This is a genomic window from Hymenobacter edaphi (genome assembly GCF_003258365.1).
Taxonomy (GTDB): Bacteria; Bacteroidota; Bacteroidia; order Cytophagales; family Hymenobacteraceae; genus Solirubrum; species Solirubrum edaphi.
Genome location: NZ_QHKM01000004.1, coordinates 401848 through 419306 on the forward strand (window position 1 = coordinate 401848; position 17459 = coordinate 419306).

A 17459-nucleotide genomic window follows, 5' to 3' on the forward strand; every position below is an offset into this window, starting at 1 on the left:
TAGCTGTGGGGCCTTTTTACTTATCGAAACGGACCGAATTACTTCTGGCCGTCCACTTCTTCGTAGTCCACGTCGGTCACGTTGTCGTGGCCGGCGCCGGGCTGGCCCTGCTGGCCGTTGCCGCCGGGCTGGCCGCCCTGGAAGCCACCGTCGCCGCCGGGGTAGCCCTGGGGCTGACCTTCGGGGCCGCCCTGGGCGTACATTTCCTGCGAGGCTGCCTGCCAGGCCGCGTTGATGGCCGTCATGGCCGCGTCAATGCGGGCGGCGTCCTTGCTCTCGTGGGCCGAGCGCAGATCGGCCAGGGCCGATTCGATGGCCGTTTTGTTGCCGGCGCTCAGCTTCTCGCCGTACTCTTTCAGCTGCTTCTCGGTCTGGAAGATCATCGAGTCGGCCTGGTTCAGCTTCTCGATTCGCTCCCGCTCAGCTTTGTCCGCTTCGGCGTTCGACTGGGCTTCCTGGCGCATCCGTTCGATGTCGGCGTCGGAGAGGCCCGACGAGGCTTCGATGCGGATTTTCTGCTCCTTACCGGTGCCTTTGTCCTTGGCCGTCACGTGCAGGATGCCGTTGGCGTCGATGTCAAAGATTACTTCGATCTGCGGCACGCCGCGCGGTGCGGGCGGAATCGAGTCGAGGTGGAACTTGCCGATGGTGCGGTTCTGCGAAGCCAGCGGCCGCTCGCCCTGCAGCACGTGGATTTCCACCGAGGGCTGGTTGTCCGAAGCCGTGGAGAAGGTTTCCGATTTCTTGGTCGGGATGGTCGTGTTCGACTCGATGAGCTTGGTCATCACGCCGCCCATCGTCTCGATGCCGAGGCTCAGCGGGGTCACGTCCAGCAGCAGCACGTCCTTCACCTCACCGGTGAGCACGCCGCCCTGGATGGCCGCGCCCACGGCCACCACTTCGTCGGGGTTCACGCCCTTCGAGGGCTTCTTGCCGAAGAACTTCTCTACTTCCTCCTGGATGCGCGGAATGCGCGTCGAGCCGCCCACCAGGATTACGTCGTTGATGTCGGCGGCGGAGAGGCCAGCGTCCTGCAGGGCTTTTTTGCAGGGTTCCATCGAGCGGCGGATCAGCGAATCGGCCAGCTGCTCGAACTTGGCGCGGCTGATTTTTACCACCAGGTGCTTGGGGCCCGAGGCGGTAGCGGTGATGTAGGGCAGGTTGACTTCCGTCTCGTTCGACGACGACAGCTCAATCTTGGCCTTTTCGGCGGCTTCCTTCAGGCGCTGCAGGGCCATCGGGTCCTTGCGCAGGTCCAGGCCTTCGTTCTCGTTGGAGAAAGTCTCGGCCAGGAAGTTAATGATAACCTGGTCGAAGTCGTCGCCGCCCAGGTGGGTGTCGCCGTTGGTGCTGAGCACTTCGAACACGCCGTTGTCCAGCTCCAGAATCGAAATATCGAAGGTGCCACCGCCGAGGTCGTACACGGCGACTTTGTGGTTGGAGTGGTCTTTATCGAGGCCGTAGGCCAGGGCCGCGGCCGTGGGCTCGTTGATGATGCGCTTCACGTCGAGGCCCGCAATGGCGCCGGCTTCCTTGGTAGCCTGGCGCTGGGCGTCGTTGAAGTAAGCCGGTACCGTAATAACGGCTTCGGTGACGGGCTGGCCGAGGTAGTCCTCCGCCGTTTGCTTCATTTTCTGCAGCACCATCGCCGAAATTTCCTGCGGGGTGTACTGCCGGTCGCCGATCTGCACCACGGCGGTGTCGTTGGTGCCGGGCGTTACTTTGTAGGCCACGTGCCCGGCTTCGCCGGACGCTTCGGTGAAGCGGCGGCCCATGAAGCGCTTGATCGAGGCAATGGTATTGGTGGGGTTGGTAATGGCCTGACGCTTCGCGGGGTCGCCCACTTTACGCTCGCCTTTACCGTTATCGAGGAAAGCCACAATCGACGGCGTCGTGCGGCGGCCTTCGCTGTTCGGAATTACAACCGGCTCGTTGCCTTCCATCACGGCCACGCACGAGTTGGTCGTGCCGAGGTCAATACCGATAATTTTTCCCATTGTTATGGTGGTGAGTAGGGTGAAGATGTCTTAGTTCAGCGCCGCCCCGCTCGGGGCAGCTGCGGGGCTGATTACAAGCAGCGTACCAAGGCCGGAAATTGACTTTTTGGCTGCCACAATGTCACCGTACGGCCGCCGCGCCGGGCGGTTTTATGCCGGATGAGGTTGTACGCAGGACGCCGGCCGACAGATATTCCGGATTCGGTCGGTTTTTCGGCTGGGTCTGGCTGACAGCGTTGGCAGGCGGCCGGGCAGCCGGGCCGGCGACGTTAGCCCGCAGCGGGCCCGCGGAAGGCGCAGCGGCAGACGATGTCCCGTCCTCCGGCCCCAGGCGCCGCTTATGTTTGCCGTATGAATCCACTGCGCGCGTATCTGCTCCGTTTCGTGCCGGGCCTCACCGAGCAGGAGTGGGCCCCGCTGGCCGCCGCGCTCCGCACGGAGCAACTGGCCCGGGGCGCCCACTTTGTGCAGGCGGGGCAGCACCGGCCCGCCTTGGCGCTGGTACTCAGCGGAGCGCTGCGCCTGTACTACCCGCGGCCCGACGGCGAGGAGCGCACCACCTACTTTTTCTTCGAGAACCACCTGCTGGCCGACTACCCCGGCTGCCTGACGGGCCGGCCCAGCCAGCTCAGCATTCAGGCTCTGACCGAGGCCGAGCTGCTGGTATTCGATTACGCCGTGCTGCGCGGGCTCTACGACCAGTTTCCGGTGTACGAGCGGTTCGGCCGCCTCGTGGCCGAGTACCACCTGCTCGGCACCGACGCCCGCCTGACCGAGCAGCTGCTGCTGTCGCCCGAGGAGCGGTACCGGGCCCTGCTGGTGTCGGGGAAAACCAAGATTCTGGAGCGTATTCCGCAGCACCTGGTGGCCAATTATCTGGGCGTTACGCCGGTGTCGCTGAGCCGTATCCGGGCCCGGGTGGCGCGGGGCGGGTAGGGCGGCGCGTTTCTTAGCTTTTGTTATCGTCGGCGGCCGGCGGTCGGGCGGACCTTTGGAGTGTACCGTGTATCACGCACCAACACCCCAACGACGCCATGAAAACCCTGCTGAAAATCGAAGAACTGGCCGAACTGCTCCTGGCCGTGGTCGTATTCGCTTACCTGCCCTTCGCCTGGTGGGTATTGCCGGCCACCTTTCTGCTGCCCGATTTGAGCGCCCTGGGCTATCTGGCCGGGCCGCGCGTTGGCGCCGTGAGCTACAACCTGTTTCACCACAAGGCCCTGGCCGTAGCCTGCGGAGTGGCCGGCTGGCTGCTCAGCATTCCGGTACTGCTATTAGCCGGCGCCGTGCTGCTCGCCCACGCCGCCTTCGACCGCCTGCTGGGCTACGGGCTGAAGTATCCTACGGGTTTTCAGCATACGCACCTGGGCCGCATCGGCCGCGCCGAACGGCCGGTAGCCTAAGTGTTGGACGCGGATTTTCTGGTGGGCCGTCGGAACCCGCAGAAGCCCGGAACAGCCTATGTGGTTCTATTCGGGCTGGCGCAGAAACTCCCAGATGGCGCTTTGCCAGGCAGCTTGGTGCCGGCGCCAGTAAGGCTCGTGGCCGCTGCCGGGAAAGTCGCGGCGCTGCTTGGGGCCGGCCAGGGCCGCGTAGATGGCATCGGTTTCTGCGCGGGTGACGCGCGGGTCGGCGGTGCCCCATAGGAGCAGGGTCGGCACCTTGACCTGGCGGGCGTAGGCTGCGGCGGACAGGTCGTAGGCCCAGAAGTCGTTTTGCACGCCGCCCCAGAACACCAACAGGTTGGCCATCGGAAAAGCGGGCACGCCCATGGAGTGGAAGCGGTTTTCGGCCGTTTGCAGCATGCTGCCGTAGGGGCACTCCACGATGTTGGCCTCGGCCTGCACGCCCAGCTCGCTTTCCGCGCGCAGGATGGCCACGGCGCCCATGCTCACGCCGTAGAGCACCAGCCGCGCTTCGGGCTGCCGCTCGCGCAGCCACTGCACCACGGCGGCCACGTCGTCGGCTTCGCGGTAGCCCACGGTGGTGCGGTAGCCCGCCGAGTTGCCGTTGCCCGCAAAGTCGGTGAGCAGTACCGAGTAGCCAAGCTGGCGGAAGTAAGCCGCTTCGGTGAGCAGCCTGGATTTGTCAGAGGCGTAGCCGTGAAACAGCGCCACCGTGCCGTGGGCCTCTTCCACGGGGCTGTACCAGCTTTCCAGCCGGCCGTTGGGGCTGCTGATACTGACCGTCTGGAAGAAAAACGCGGGCGTCTTGCCGTTGCGGGGCTTGGGGTTCTTGATGCCCGTAGTCAGCACCCACAGCTTATCGGCCGCGGAGAGCTGCTCGGGGTTGGCCGTGTGCGTGCCCGGCTCGGCGGAGAAGTGCGTGAAGCGCCAGGCGTGGTTGAACGCGACGACATTGGCCAGCAACAGGAGCAGCAGGCCCGCCAGCAACAGCCGCAGGCCCAATCGGCGGCGCTTCACAGCGGACTTCATTTGCCGCGGCGGGGCGTGCGGCCTGCGGGCGACGAGGGCCGACCGGAGGCGGGGCGGCCGGCATCCCCGGTTTTACCACCCGCCCGCGGCGTGCCCGCGCTGCCGGTGGGCTTGCCGCTGCGCGGGGCGCTGCCGGCCGGGCTGCCGCCGGGGCGGCCACCGCCCGAGGCAGCAGCGGCCGAGCGGCCTCCCGAGCGGCCGCCGCTTTTGGGGCCCCGGCCGGAAGCCGCTCGTTCGGCGGCGCGGCGGGCGCGGGCGGCTTTTTCGGCGGCCACTTTCTGCTCGTAGTTGGGGTCGTACTTCACCGTAGGCTTCTTGCGGGCGGGGGCAACTTCGCCGGGCAGCGCGGCGGCCGTCAGGCTTTTCAGCTCCTGCACTTCGGCCGAGGTCAGCTCGCGCCACTGGCCGGGCTCCAGCTTGCCGAGCGTGAGCGAGGCAAGGCCGGCGCGCACCAGGCGCAGGGTAGGAAAGCCCACCACGGCGGTCATTTTGCGCACCTGCCGGTTCATGCCCTCCGAAATGGTCAGCGCCAGCCAGCTGGTGGGAATGGCGGCGCGGAAGCGCACGGGCTTGCTTCGTTCCCAGAGGCCGGCAGGCGGCCCGGGCAGCAGCTCCACGTCGGCGGGCGAGGTGAAGCCGTCCTTGATCTGCACGCCGCGGCGCAGCTGCTCCAGGGCTTCCTCGGTCGGCTCGCCTTCCACCTGCACCCAGTAGGTTTTGGGCACCTTGTAGCGCGGCTCGGCCAGCCGGTGCTGCAGCTGCTTGTCGTCGGTGAGCAGCATCAGGCCCTCGGAGTCGTAGTCGAGGCGGCCGACGGGGTAGACCTCGGGCACCTGCACGAACTGCTTGAGGGTGGCGCGGCCGGCCTCGTCGGTAAACTGGGGCAGGACTTCGAAGGGCTTGTTGACGAGCAGGTAGCGCATGGGAGCGGGGTAGGGGCGCAAGGGGGCGCCCGGCGGGGAATAACGGCCGAAGCCGGGTTTGGGGGCGGTGCTACGCGGCGCCGCTAATCAAGCCAGGTGTCGACGTCCTTCCGGATGGAATTGGAGTCGCCGGCCAGCACAAAGTTCCACCCTAATTCGATAGCCTGCACGGCCCGCTGCATTTCGGCCACGTCGGCCGGGGCAAAACCGGACTCGGCGGCCATCCAGGCGGCATATTTTCGGCCCGTGGTGAGCAGGCTGTTCAGGGCGTACACCAGCGGGCGGTCCAGCGCCGCAGCTTTGGCCGCGTCGTCCGTATCAGCCGGCGTGGCGCCGTTCAGGTGTTGATTTACTGCTTCCAGTGCGGCCAGCACATTGTCGGCCAGGGGCTGCACCGGGCGGAAGGCTTTTTTGTCGCTGATGAGGTAGAGCGCGTACTGAAAGTCCTCGGCGGCGGGCTTGTGCTTGCTCAGGCCCGCGTGGCGCAGGAGCTGTTCGAGGGCGGTGGGGTAATCCATAAGTGCGGCGTGGGCAGGAGCGGGTGGGCTAGGAAACAAGCCGGCGGTGCAGGCAACGGGCGGGCTGCCAAAGCCGGGCGCTCGGGGCCCGGCGCGGCCATCAGTTTTTGGGGGCTTCGGCCGCCGAGTGCCCGCGGAACAGCATGATGTCTTTGTCGAACAGGTAAATGCCGCCTTTGTCGTCGCCAATCAGCTCCAGCTTGTCGTTGAGGGTGCGGGCCAGGGCTTCTTCCTCCAGCTGCTCCGATACGTACCACTGCAGGAAGTTGTGGGTGGCAAAGTCGCGCTCCTGCAGCGTGAGGCCCACCAGCTCATTGATGCTTTCCGACACGGCAATTTCGTGCTTCAGAAAGTCCTCGAACACCCGCTTGAGGGACTGAAACGTGACGACGGGCTGGGGCAGCGCCGGCACCAGCGCAAAGCCGCCCCGCTCGTTGACGTAGCGAATCAGCTTGAGCATGTGTACCCGCTCTTCGTCGCTCTGCTGGTAAAAAAAGTCGGTCACGCCGTCCAGGCCGGGCTGCACTTCGGCCCAGGAGGCCATGGCCAGGTAAGCCTGGGAGGAGCGGGCCTCCATGGCAATTTGGTTGTTGAGTGCTTCCTGAACGGACTGTTTGAGCATGGCGAAGGGGGTGGAAAGCGGTGGAGCCGGTAAGTTACAGCCGGCCGCAGTAACTTTAAATACTGCCCGAATACCGCCGCCCGGCCCATTCGGCCGAGGCCAGCAGCACCAGCAGCACCAGCAGCCAGGGCTCGTCGATCAGGTCTTTCAGCTCCTGCTGGGCGTAAATGACCGGCTTGAACTTGGCCTGCACGAGCTGCTGCTCCAGCTGTTGCAGTTGCGCGGGGTAGTAAAGGCGGCCGCCGCTGCGCTGGGCCAGCTGGTAGAGGGCGTTGTGGTCGGCGTGGGCGGCGGCGGCTTCCAGCTGCTGCTCCTGCACCAGCAGCTCGCCGCGGTCCTGCTGGGCCTGGCCGGCTACGGCGGCGCGGGCGGTGTAGCGGTACACGCCGCCGGGCAGCGGACCCAGGCGCAGCGGGCCGCCGTTTTCACGGTTGGTAAAGCGGAAGGTGCGCGGGCGGTTCTGCTCGTCGGTCAGCGTGAGGCTGATCTGCTGGCCGTAGACGCGCTCAAACACGGCGTTGTAGGTTTCCACGCCCAGCGTCACGTCGTCGGTGGTGTTGAAGGCGTCCTGCGTGGGGTACACGTCGAGGCGCTTGCGGCGCGCGTCCTGGGTGAGCAACTGCAAGAGGCGCGTGAAGAGCCCGTCGTAGGCCGGGGCACGGTCGTCGGGGTGGGTGGCGGCCTCGTGCAGGCGCCACTGCCAGCTGCCCTCGGTAAGCAGCGTGGCCTGGCGCTGGCCCGCGGGCCCGGCCACCAGCAGCAGCGGGCGGGCCGTGCTGCTGCTGCCCTGCTGCTGGCGCAGAATCACCTCGGCCCCGCCGCCCAGCTGGGCGCTGGCGGCGGCCACGGGCACGGCGGGATAGTCGGCCACGCGGGCCTGGGCGTCGGCGTCGAGGGTGAAGCGGGTGAAGGTGCCGTTGACCACCGGCGAGACTTCCGCGCCCGCGCCGCCCGCCACGCGCAGGCCGGTGCCCAGGCCGTTGTAGGCCGCCAGGTCCGACTGCGCCCCGAGCACGAACAGGGCCGGCAGGCGGCGGCTGCGCACGTAGTTGAGCACGTCGCGGCCCTCGCCGGTGCGGCTGGGCAGCTGGTGCAGAATGGCCACGTCGTAGTCCTGCTGGGCGCGCAACGGCTCGATGCCGGGCAGCACCAGCGTCACGTCGAAGTTGTCGTTGCCGAGCAGGGCGGTGCGCAGGGCTTTCAGGTCGGGATGGGGCGCGGCGCCGGCCAGCAGCACCCGCAGGCGGCCCTTCACCACTTCGATGTAGGCGTTGCGGGTGTTGTTGAGCTGGGTAAACTCGCCGGGCTGTCCTTCCACCAGCACCTCGTAGCGGTGCTTGCCGGGCGCGGCGGCGCTGAGCAGAAAGCGGGTGCGCTGCAGGCGCTGGCTGGGGCTCAGCGCCACTTGCCGCCGCTCCAGCACCCGGCCGTTTTCGCGCAGCAGCACCGTGGCCGTGCCGCCCCGCGGAAAGCCGTCGTAGCCGATTTCGGCCTCCAGCGGAAAGCGGTTGCCGGCGAAGGCCACGCGGTTGTAGCGCAGGTCGGTCACGCGCAGGTCGCGGCGCGGCACGGTGTCGCCCAGGGCGACGGGGTAAATGGGGTAGCTGAAATCGGCGTAGACGGGCGGGCGGCCCTGGTTGGCCAGCCCGTCGGAGGCCAGCACCACGGCGGCCAGATTGCGGCCCTGGTAGCCGTCCTGCAGCGAAGTAAGCAGCGCGTCGAGGTTGGTGCCCGGCTGCCGGAAGCGCAGCTGCGCGGCCCGGGCGGGCGCCACCGAGTCGAGGGTGCGTAGCTGCACCGCGTAGCCGGCCTGGCGCAGGCGCTCGGCCAGGCCGTCGAGGCCGCGCAGGGTGCGGCGCAGGCCGGCCGAATCGGCGGAGTACAGGGGCACGGAGCGCGAATCGTCGATGGCCAGCACCACAGTGGGCGCCTGCTGCGAGGTGGTGTCGCGGCGGAAGATGGGGCCCAGCAGCAGCCAGCACAGCCCGCTCACCAATACGAAGCGCAGGGCGGCCAGGCCGAGGTTGACGGCCCGGCTCCAGGGAGCCTTTTTCGAATAGAGCAGCGCCGCGTAGCCGGCCCCAACGGCCAGGCACAGCAGGATAAACCAGGAAGAGTAGGCAGTAGTCAGCAAGGACCGGAAGTCAGCAGATGGAGAGCCTAAGAACCCCGCCGCCGGCTAAACAGTTGCGCGGGGGCGGAGGAAGGCGGTGCGCGAATATCGGCTAATCCGCTAAGTTAACCCGCCCATTGCTGAAGGGGCCTTAGGAATATGGAATTACAAGCCGCTATTGATAACCTGTACAAGGTCTTTGCCCGCTACCCGCTCAACCCCAACATGGACGGCAGTCCGATGTACGCCGAGCTGCCCGAGTGGAACCAGCAACTAGCTTCCAAGCCGCTGCGGGCCCTGACAGCCGAAGACTTGTCCATCTTTACCTATAAGTCGCTTACTACTTGGGGTGAGGAAACTGACTTTAAACACTTTCTGCCCCGCATCTTCGAGCTACTGCCGCAGTTTCCAAGTGAATTTGCGGAAGAATGGATAGTTATCGATAAGTTGAACTACGGCCGCTGGCGCACTTGGCCCGAAACCGAGCAGCAAGCCATCCTTGATTATCTGTGGGCGCTCTGGGAATACATGCTAACCACTCCAAACACTGGCAACGACTTCCGCTGCGGTGATTGTTTAGCCGCTATTGCCAGCGTATACCCCGACTTCGAGCAACTGCTGCTGCGCTGGGAGCAGGCCGATGCGCGCAAGCAGGTGGCGCTAGGTACCTGGGTATACTGGAGTGCGGAAGTGATGTTGGCGAAAAGAATGTTGCCGGGGTTCTACAATTCAGCCGAACGAGGGCCTGCTTTCTACGCTTGGCTGACCACCGAAGCCACGGTAGCCCGCTTGGAAGCCGCATTCTTTTCCGTGACCGACGAGGAACAGGCCGAGCAACTGTCGGCGGCTATACAACTGCTAGAGGCCGAACGGCACCGGGCGAAGTCGTGACTACACCGCAGGAGAGTACAGGCATGGACCGCCACCGCCGATTCCCTAATTTTGCTTAGGCCCGACGCGCGCCACCTGCGCCTCGGCCGTCTACTCACATGAAACAAGGGCTACTCGCCACCCTCGCCGTGCTCTTCGCGGCGCTGCTGCTTACTGCCTCCGCCCGCGCTCAGGGGCGCATCGTGCGCGTGCGCCTCGGCGACGGGGCGGCCACGCTCAACGCCAACTTTCCCAAGGACTACACCGACCGGACCTTTATCAAGGGCCTGGCCATGTACCGCAACAAAATCGAGGACCTGGCGGGCTGCCTGATCCTGCTCGAAGACCGCGACAAAGCCAGCATCATCGGGCAGTACGTGAAATCGGGGGAGCCGCCGCTGAAAAACCAGGCCCTGTCGGACGTGCTCTACAGCTCCAAAATCAGCGCGACATTCAAGATGAACGGCAGCTACATGATTGCCTCGGTGGCGGCCAGCACGTCGTCGGTGGTCGAGCTGATTGTCACCGACATCAACGGCGTGCTGGTGCCCGAGGCCTCGATTCCGTACCTGGACATCTGCCGGGCGGCCAAAAACGTGGACAAGGAGCTGAAAAAGAAGATTTACTACATCCGCTCGGCCAAGCTCACCAGCGTGCACAGCCGCGCCTACCAGGAAGTCAACGCTGAATCCGGGGTGACGGGCACCGTGTTCAGCGCCGGCGGCAAGGTCTACCACTCGTCGGATCAGTTCAAGACCGACTACGTGGTGTCGGTGGACCTGGTGAGCCTGACCAACCTGCTGCTGACCAAGAACTGCGACAACCTGATCAGCAGCAACGAGCTGGCCGGCCGCCAGCAGCAGGACCGCGCCAAGCAGGAGGCCGACCGCGCCGAGCAGGAGCGCCGCCAGAAGGAAAGCGAGCTGAAATCGGCCAAAGCCGAGGCCGACGACCTGAAGAAAAAGGTGGCCGAAATCCAGGAAAGCCTGAAGCGCCAGGCCATTACCACCGACGACTACCGCAACCAGGTGGAAGCCCTGCGCCGCGACCTAGTAACGGCCCAGGCGCGCGTCAACCAGGTCAACATCGAGTTCAAGCAGGTGGAAAATACCACCAAAGTGGTGCTGGCCAACTCCGAGCAGCAGCAGGCCCAGGCCAAAGCCGCCGCCACCGACGCCTCGCTGGTGCAGAAGTCCGACGTGGGCGTGATTTCGGAAGTGAAAAACCTCTCGGAGGAGGAAGTGAAGAAGATGGGCTTCAAGGAGGTGAAGCCGTAAGGCAAAAAGAACGTCATGCTGAGCGCAGTCGAAGCATCTCTACCGCTTCGGCAGATACTAATCTCAACGAGCAGATTACTATCAGTAGAGATGCTTCGACTGCGCTCAGCATGACGTTCTAGCGTTTCCGCATAGGCTCCTTACTTCTCTACCACCGTCCGCAGCTCCGGGCTGGCGAACATGCTGGCCGGCGAAATGACCGGCTCGTCGAGGGGCAGCCGCTGGCCGTACCGCTCGCGCATTTTCTGCTGCACGGCGGGGTGGGAGAGGTCGAATTCGCGCAGCTTCTGCAGCTGGCCGATCCGGCGGCCCGTGGCCTCGTGGTACACTTTCCAGAGCAGCTCCGAGCAGTAAATCCGCTCGTCGGACCAGCCGAAGAACTGGTCGTAGTCGCGGCCCTGGTACTTCAGGCCGGCGCGTTTCAGCTTCCGCAGGGTGGCGTAGGGCAGGGCCTGGTCGGCGTCGCGCAGGCGCTTCACCACGAAGTGCCCGTCCTGGCCGCGCGGAATCCACTCTTCCAGCGGCGTAAGGCGTACTGGCTGCACGGCCTCCAGCACCTGCCACTCGCCGCCCTGCCGCAACAGCAGGCCGCAGTGGCTGTAGGGCGAGTGCGTGGCCAGCTGAATGGCCCGGCTCTGCGCCGACTGCGAGGTGTGAAAGATCAGGTCCCCTTCGTGCAGCTTCAGCGTGATGAGCAGGGTGGTCAACTCCGCCCGCCGGGCCCGCTTGTGGTAGCCCGGCCGCTTCTTCCGGCGCGGGCAGGCCCACACGGCCAGCACGATGAACAGGACGGCCAGGACGATGGAAAGCGGGCGACGCATAGATGCAGAAAGCAAAAACAAAAGAACGTCATGCTAAGCCTGTTGAAGCATCTCTACCGCTCCGTTTGCACGAAATCGTTCGGTAGAGATGCTTCGACAAGCTCCGCATGACGTTCTACAAATAGCAACCAGCTACAGCCGGGGCCTACGTCAGCATGCCGCCATCCACCTGCAGCACCTGGCCGGTGATGTAGCTCGAGTCGTCGGAGGCGAGGAAGGCGGTGGCTTTGGCAATGTCCTCGGGCGAGCCGCCGCGCTTGAGCGGAATGGCCTTGCGCCACTCGTCCACCACTTTCTGGTCCAGCTCGCCGGTCATTTCCGTTTCGATGAAGCCCGGGGCAATGGCGTTGCAGCGGATGTTGCGCGAGCCCAGCTCCAGGGCCACCGACTTGGTGAAGCCGATGATGCCCGACTTGGAGGCGGCGTAGTTGGCCTGCCCCGCGTTGCCCTTGATGCCCACCACCGAGGTCATGTTGATGATGCTGCCGGCTTTGGCGCGCATCATGGGCTTGGTGGCGGCTTTGGTCAGGTTGAACACCGACTTCAGGTTCACCGTCAGCACCTGGTCCCACTGCTCCTCGCTCATGCGCATCAGCAGGCCGTCCTTGGTGATGCCGGCGTTGTTGACGAGGATATCCAGCTTGCCGAACTCGGCCACGACTTCCTCCACCAGCTTTTCGGCCTGGGCGTAGTCGGAGGCGTCGGAGCGGTAGCCCTTCACCTTGGAGCCGTGCTGGGCCAGCTCCTGTTCGAGCTGCTGGCCTTTCTCCACGCTGGAGAGGTAGGTGAAGGCCACCTGGGCGCCCAGCTGGGCAAAATGCTGGGCAATGGCCCGGCCAATTCCTTTCGATGCGCCAGTAATCAGCGCTACTTTTCCGTCGAGCAGTTTGGTCATAGGGCAAAGCTACGCAAACCCGCGAATGGGCGGTAACGCGGCGTTGCGGCAGGGCAGGGGCACCCGGCTGCCTGCGCCTGCCTGCGGGGGGCTTCGCTCGCAACGACGGCGGGGTGAACCGCTCATGCCGCCGAATTTCGTTGGCGCCGGTCAGCAGAGCGGTACGGCCGTTGTAGCCGCTGCGGGGCATTTTTATGGCTGAAATCGGCCCGGCAGGCAACCATTTTGCTTTCCGCGGCCTCAAACTAATCGGCCGGCCCCGGCGTTAGCCACTGACCTGCTGCCGACCTTTGCGGCGGGCCAATCCACCCCCTTGATGATGCGTTTTTACTTTTCCCGGGCCGCGCTGGCGCTGCTCCTGCTGCTGGCGCCCCTTTCGTTGCTGGCCCAGGCGCAGTACCTGCTGCGCGGCACCGTGCGCGGCACCGACGGCTCGGCCCTGCCCGGCGCCAACGTGGCCGTGCCCGCCCTGGGCCTGGGCGCCGCCGCCAATGCCGACGGCCGCTACGAGCTGAGTTTGCCCGCCGGCCGGCACCGCGTGGTGTGCTCCTTTATCGGCTACAAAACCGTGACCGAGGACCTGAACCTGCGCGCCAATCAACGCCTCGACCTGGTGCTCAGCGCCGGCACCGAGCTGCAGGAGGTGGTCATCGAAGGCTCGGGCACCCTGGAGCAGAAGCTGCAGACCACCCAGATGGGGGTGGAGCGGCTTTCGGCCCGCGAGGCCAAGCTGCTGCCGGCGTTGTTCGGCGAGGTCGACATCCTGAAGACGCTGCAGCTCAAGCCCGGCGTGCAGAACGGCGGCGAGGGCACCAGCGGCCTGTTCGTGCGCGGCGGCTCGGCCGACCAGAACCTGTTCCTCGTCGACGACGCGGTGGTGTACAACCCCAACCACCTGTTCGGCCTGTTCAGCACCTTCAACTCCGACGTGGTGCAGTCGGTGGACCTCTACAAATCGGGCTTCCCGGCCCAGTACGGCGGGCGCCTCTCCTCGGTGGTCGACGTGAAGCTGCGCGAGGGCAGCCGCGACTCGGCCGGCGTGTCGGGCGGCATCGGGCTGATTTCCTCGCGCCTGGCGGTGGAAACGCCCATTGCCAAGGGCAAGGGCTCCATCCTGCTGGCCGGGCGCCGCACGTATTTCGACGTGTTTACGCGCCAGATCAACAAGCTCAACGAGGACACCAAGGACTACAACCCCATCCCGGACTACTACTTCTACGACCTGAACCTGAAGGCCAACTACCAGCTTTCGGACAAGGACCAGGTGTTTTTGAGCGGGTACTTCGGCAACGACGTGTTCGGCTTCAACTCCACCCGCGGCTTCAACTTCGACTTCAACTGGGGCAACCGCTCGGCCACGGCCCGCTGGAGCCACGTATTCAACCCGCGGCTGTTCACCAACAGCTCGGCCACCTGGTCGTACTACACCTACAACATTGCCAACAAGCTCGACCAGTTCAGCTTCGGCCTGGGCAGCAACATCCGCGACTGGAACCTGCGCTCCGACTGGGAGTGGCGCCCCAATGCCAAGCACGTCGTGCGCTTCGGGGGCAGCGGCACCCTGCACCACTTCGGCGTGGGGCGTCTGCAGGCCAACGGCGGCTCGTTCAACATCGGCCAGAACGTGGAGTACGACGGGCTGGAGGGCGGCCTGTACGCGGCCGACAACTTCACCGTGAATGACAAGCTGGCCCTCGACTACGGCCTGCGCCTGACGGGCTTTCAGTCGGGCTCGAACGAGTACGGCGGGCTGGAGCCGCGCGCGGCGGCCCGCTACAGCCTCACGCCCAGCCTCTCGCTCAAGGCCAGCTACGCCCTGATGTACCAGTACGTGCACCTGGTCACCAACTCCGGGGCCTCGCTGCCCACCGACATCTGGTACCCCTCGCGCCTCTCGGTAAAGCCCCAACGCTCCCAGCAGGTGTCCACCGGCTTCAGCTGGCTGATCGGCTCGGGCCAGTTTCTGCTCACCGACGAGGTGTACTACAAGTGGGCCCAGCGCCAGATTGACTTCCGCGACGGGGCCCAGCTGTTCGTCAATCCGGAGCTGGACCAGGAGTTTCTGTTCGGCCGCGGCTGGGCCTACGGCAACGAAATCTACCTGGAGAAAAAGCAGGGCAAGACCACCGGCTGGCTGGGCTACACCCTGGCCTGGACCAAGCGCGAGTTTGAGCCCCAGCGCGGCACCAACGGCATCAACGGCGGCCGGGCCTTCTTCCCGACCTACGACCGGCGCCACAACCTCACGCTGGTCGTGCTGCACAAGCTCAACAAGCGGGTGAACCTGACCAGCTCCTTCGTGTACACTTCCGGCAACCCCACCACCCTGCCCACGGCCCGCATCGGGGTGCAGGACGTGTACGGCGGCGAGCTGCAGGTGGTGCCCATCTACCCCGACCGCAACAGCTACCGCCTGCCCAGCTACCACCGCCTCGACCTCGGCGTGGTGTACAAGCTGCGGCCCTGGCGCCGCATCGGCGGCGAGTCGGACCTGACCCTGAGCATCTACAACGCCTATAACCGGCGCAACCCCTACTTCATCTACATCGACGAGGTGAAAAACGAGGAAACCGGCCTGCCCCAGAGCTACCGCGCCCGGCAGGTGTCGCTGTTCCCGGTTATTCCCTCGCTGACCTACAACTTCAAATTCTGAGCGGGGATGAAACCGATACGGATGATTTTAGCCCCTTTGCCGGCGCCGCGCCGCGCCGCGCTGGGCCTGCTGCTGGCCGTGGCCGCGCTGCTGACCACGGGCTGCGGCCTGCAGAAGGACGTGGAGGTGGAACTGCCCGCCGAGCCGGCCCAGCTGGTGGTGGAGTGCTACCTCGAAAACGGCCGGGTGCCGGAAATGACGGTGTCGGAAACGGTGCCTTACCTGAGCGCGCCCGCCGCCACCGTGCTCACCGACGTGACCGTGACGCTGACCAGCCCCACCGGGCGCGTCGAGACGCTCACGTTCCGGCCCGGGCGCAACCCGGTCACCCGCAAGCTCTACACCCACCGCGGCCAGCGCATCCTGCGCATGCAGCCCGGCGACACCTGGCAGCTGACGGTGAAGGACACCAAGGGCCGCGTGGTGACGGGCGCGGCCACCATGCCCGCCGCCGTGCCCTTCGATACGGTGGAGTGGAAGTTCAACGACCGGCCCCTCGATGAGCGCCGTGCCCTGGTAACGGCGCGGTTTCAGGACCCGCCCGGCGTGGGCGACTATTACCGCTTTCAGATTCACCGGGACAGCATTTCCGGCGCGCGCGAGGTGGACTACACCCCCGATGACCGCCTGCTCGACGGCCAGCTCATCACGCTGGGCACCAGCTACGAGTTCGAGCCCGACGACACGCTCTTCGTCACGCTCTACCACCTCGACCGGCCCTACTACCGCTTCCTGCAGTCCGTCGACGACGCGCAGTCGGCCAACGGTAACCCTTTCGGGCAGCCCGCCGCGGTGCAGAGCACGGTGCAGGGCGGTATCGGGGTATTTACCATCCTGAATTACCAGCGCCGCCAAATTATTGTGCGTTGAGCCTGAGCTACTACGCGCGGCCGCCGGCCGGGCGTGCAACCGCGACGGGTCCGGCCGTTATCTTGCCGGTACCACCGTTTATTTTTCTCGTAATGATTCGTTCCCGTTTGGTACTCGGCGCCCTGGCGTCGGCAGCCGTGTTCAGCGCCTGCCAGAAAGACAACTCCAGCCCCAAGAATGTCGACCAGCAACTGCTGCTGGCCCACGAGTGGCGCCTGAGCGAAACCCGCCTCAACGGCGTGGTAACCGCCCGCGACACCGCCGTGAAAGACCGGTACGACTGGCACTTCGTGAGCGGCGGCAGCTACCACCTGACCTACCTGGCCGATGCCGCGGTGGTGCAGGGCCGGTGGCAGGTCAACAACCCCAACACCCTGCACGTCGTCGACCACAAGGGCGACGCCCACGACTACGCCATTCAGCAGGTCGACAACGCCACGCTGCGCCTGAGCTGGGAAGAGCGGGCGGGCGAGCTGCACGAGGATATCTACACCGCGAAATAGCCCGCGGCTGGTCTGAAAACGCCAACGCCCCGGCCCGCACGCAGCGGGCCGGGGCGTTGGCGTTTCGTGGCGGGCCTAGGCCTGCTGCTCCACCACGCGCCGGAGCAGGGCCGTCAGGCGGGGCTCGGCATCGGCGGCGGCGGTCAGGATGTGCTGGATGTTCACCGGCTTCAGGTGCGCGGGCGAGGCCTGGTCGGTGATGACGGAAATGGCCAGCACCGGCAAGTCCAGGTGGCGGGCGGCAATGACCTCGGGCACCGTGCTCATGCCCACCGCGTCGGCCCCGATGGTGCGCAGGTAGCGGTACTCGGCGGGCGTTTCGAGCATGGGCCCGGGCAGCGAGGCGTACACCCCGCGGCGCACCCGCTGGCCAAAGCCCAGCTCGCGCGCGGCCGACTCGGCCTGGGCCAGCAGCTGGTGGTCGTAGGGCGCAAACATGTCGGGGAAGCGCGGACCCAGCTCGTCCAGGTTCGGGCCCACCAGCGGGTTGGTCGGCTGCAGGTTGATGTGGTCGTCGATGAGCATCAGGTCGCTGATGGCGAAGTCGGGGTGCAGGCCGCCGGCGGCGTTGCTGACGAACAGCTTCCGGATGCCCAGCAGCTTGAGCACCCGCACCGGAAACACCACCTCGGGCATGGAATAGCCCTCGTAGTAGTGAAAGCGGCCCTGCAGCACCGCCACCCGGCGCCCGCCCAGCGTGCCCAGCAGCAGGCGCCCGGCGTGGCTTTCCACCGTCGAGACGGGGAAGTGCGGCAGGTCGGCGTAGCTCAGGCTATGCTCCACCTGCACCTCCTTGGCCAGCGCGCCGAGGCCGGTGCCGAGGATGATGCCGAACTCGGGCTGAAACTGGTTGGTCTGGGTTTGGATATAGGCGGCGGCTTCGCGGAGCTGCTGCATTTGCTGGGCGGCGGAGAGGTGCATAAAAAAGCGCCGCCGACTTTAGGTGTCGGCGGCGCGGTAAA

Annotated in this window: 16 protein-coding genes; 7 read left to right on the forward strand and 9 right to left on the reverse strand. The window is 65.8% G+C overall.

Annotated elements, in window-relative coordinates; genetic code table 11:
• Positions 1–38: 38 nt before the first annotated feature.
• A complete protein-coding gene (dnaK, locus tag DLM85_RS14960; protein WP_111478913.1) occupies positions 39–1997 on the reverse strand; it encodes a molecular chaperone DnaK in 1959 nt (652 codons plus the stop codon).
• 351 nt (positions 1998–2348) lie between these two features.
• Between dnaK and DLM85_RS14965 the strand changes: the two genes are divergently transcribed.
• Together DLM85_RS14965 and DLM85_RS14970 are read left to right on the forward strand one after the other, a co-directional pair.
• A complete protein-coding gene (locus tag DLM85_RS14965) occupies positions 2349–2933 on the forward strand; it encodes a Crp/Fnr family transcriptional regulator (RefSeq protein WP_111478914.1) in 585 nt (194 codons plus the stop codon).
• Positions 2934–3031: 98 nt separating this feature from the next.
• On the forward strand, positions 3032–3400 hold the full coding sequence (locus DLM85_RS14970; protein WP_111478915.1) for a DUF4260 domain-containing protein: 369 nt from the start codon (positions 3032–3034) through the stop codon (positions 3398–3400).
• A gap of 66 nt (positions 3401–3466) precedes the next feature.
• On the opposite strand, the gene DLM85_RS14975 is transcribed toward DLM85_RS14970, so the two are convergent.
• The 5 genes from DLM85_RS14975 to DLM85_RS14995 all read right to left on the reverse strand — a co-directional run bounded on the left by DLM85_RS14975 (position 3467) and on the right by DLM85_RS14995 (position 8629).
• Positions 3467–4420 carry an alpha/beta hydrolase gene (locus DLM85_RS14975; protein WP_207891033.1) on the reverse strand — a complete coding sequence of 318 codons (954 nt, stop codon included), beginning with the start codon at positions 4418–4420 and terminating at the stop codon, positions 3467–3469.
• 8 nt (positions 4421–4428) lie between these two features.
• Positions 4429–5355 carry a pseudouridine synthase gene (locus DLM85_RS25510; protein ID WP_165822150.1) on the reverse strand — a complete coding sequence of 309 codons (927 nt, stop codon included), beginning with the start codon at positions 5353–5355 and terminating at the stop codon, positions 4429–4431.
• Between the two features lie 83 nt (positions 5356–5438).
• Positions 5439–5873, reverse strand: coding sequence for a hypothetical protein (locus DLM85_RS14985; protein WP_111478917.1), 435 nt, complete (start codon positions 5871–5873; stop codon positions 5439–5441).
• 100 nt (positions 5874–5973) lie between these two features.
• Positions 5974–6495: a ferritin gene (locus DLM85_RS14990; RefSeq protein ID WP_111478918.1), complete on the reverse strand. Its 522-nt coding sequence runs from the start codon at positions 6493–6495 to the stop codon at positions 5974–5976.
• Positions 6496–6550: 55 nt separating this feature from the next.
• A complete protein-coding gene (locus tag DLM85_RS14995; protein ID WP_111478919.1) occupies positions 6551–8629 on the reverse strand; it encodes a VWA domain-containing protein in 2079 nt (692 codons plus the stop codon).
• Positions 8630–8767: 138 nt separating this feature from the next.
• On the opposite strand from DLM85_RS14995, the gene DLM85_RS15000 reads away from it, so the two are divergent.
• Positions 8768–9499 carry a hypothetical protein gene (locus DLM85_RS15000; RefSeq protein ID WP_111478920.1) on the forward strand — a complete coding sequence of 244 codons (732 nt, stop codon included), beginning with the start codon at positions 8768–8770 and terminating at the stop codon, positions 9497–9499.
• A 98-nt stretch (positions 9500–9597) separates the two neighbouring features.
• Positions 9598–10755 carry a hypothetical protein gene (locus DLM85_RS15005; RefSeq protein ID WP_111478921.1) on the forward strand — a complete coding sequence of 386 codons (1158 nt, stop codon included), beginning with the start codon at positions 9598–9600 and terminating at the stop codon, positions 10753–10755.
• Between the two features lie 140 nt (positions 10756–10895).
• On the opposite strand, the gene DLM85_RS15010 is transcribed toward DLM85_RS15005, so the two are convergent.
• Both DLM85_RS15010 and fabG read right to left on the reverse strand, forming a co-directional pair.
• Positions 10896–11576, reverse strand: coding sequence for a YiiX family permuted papain-like enzyme (locus DLM85_RS15010; RefSeq protein ID WP_111478922.1), 681 nt, complete (start codon positions 11574–11576; stop codon positions 10896–10898).
• Between the two features lie 145 nt (positions 11577–11721).
• Positions 11722–12471 carry a 3-oxoacyl-[acyl-carrier-protein] reductase gene (gene fabG / locus DLM85_RS15015; RefSeq protein ID WP_111478923.1) on the reverse strand — a complete coding sequence of 250 codons (750 nt, stop codon included), beginning with the start codon at positions 12469–12471 and terminating at the stop codon, positions 11722–11724.
• Positions 12472–12787: 316 nt separating this feature from the next.
• Between fabG and DLM85_RS15020 the strand changes: the two genes are divergently transcribed.
• The 3 genes from DLM85_RS15020 to DLM85_RS15030 all read left to right on the forward strand — a co-directional run bounded on the left by DLM85_RS15020 (position 12788) and on the right by DLM85_RS15030 (position 16497).
• Positions 12788–15124 carry a TonB-dependent receptor gene (locus DLM85_RS15020; RefSeq protein WP_111478924.1) on the forward strand — a complete coding sequence of 779 codons (2337 nt, stop codon included), beginning with the start codon at positions 12788–12790 and terminating at the stop codon, positions 15122–15124.
• A gap of 21 nt (positions 15125–15145) precedes the next feature.
• Entirely contained in the window at positions 15146–15994 is an 849-nt protein-coding gene (locus DLM85_RS15025) for a DUF4249 domain-containing protein (protein ID WP_165822151.1), read from the forward strand.
• Positions 15995–16086: 92 nt separating this feature from the next.
• On the forward strand, positions 16087–16497 hold the full coding sequence (locus DLM85_RS15030; RefSeq protein ID WP_133257078.1) for a hypothetical protein: 411 nt from the start codon (positions 16087–16089) through the stop codon (positions 16495–16497).
• Between the two features lie 75 nt (positions 16498–16572).
• Here DLM85_RS15030 and DLM85_RS15035 read toward each other — a convergent pair whose 3' ends face one another.
• On the reverse strand, positions 16573–17418 hold the full coding sequence (locus DLM85_RS15035) for a purine-nucleoside phosphorylase (RefSeq protein WP_243635968.1): 846 nt from the start codon (positions 17416–17418) through the stop codon (positions 16573–16575).
• Positions 17419–17459 lie beyond the last annotated feature (41 nt).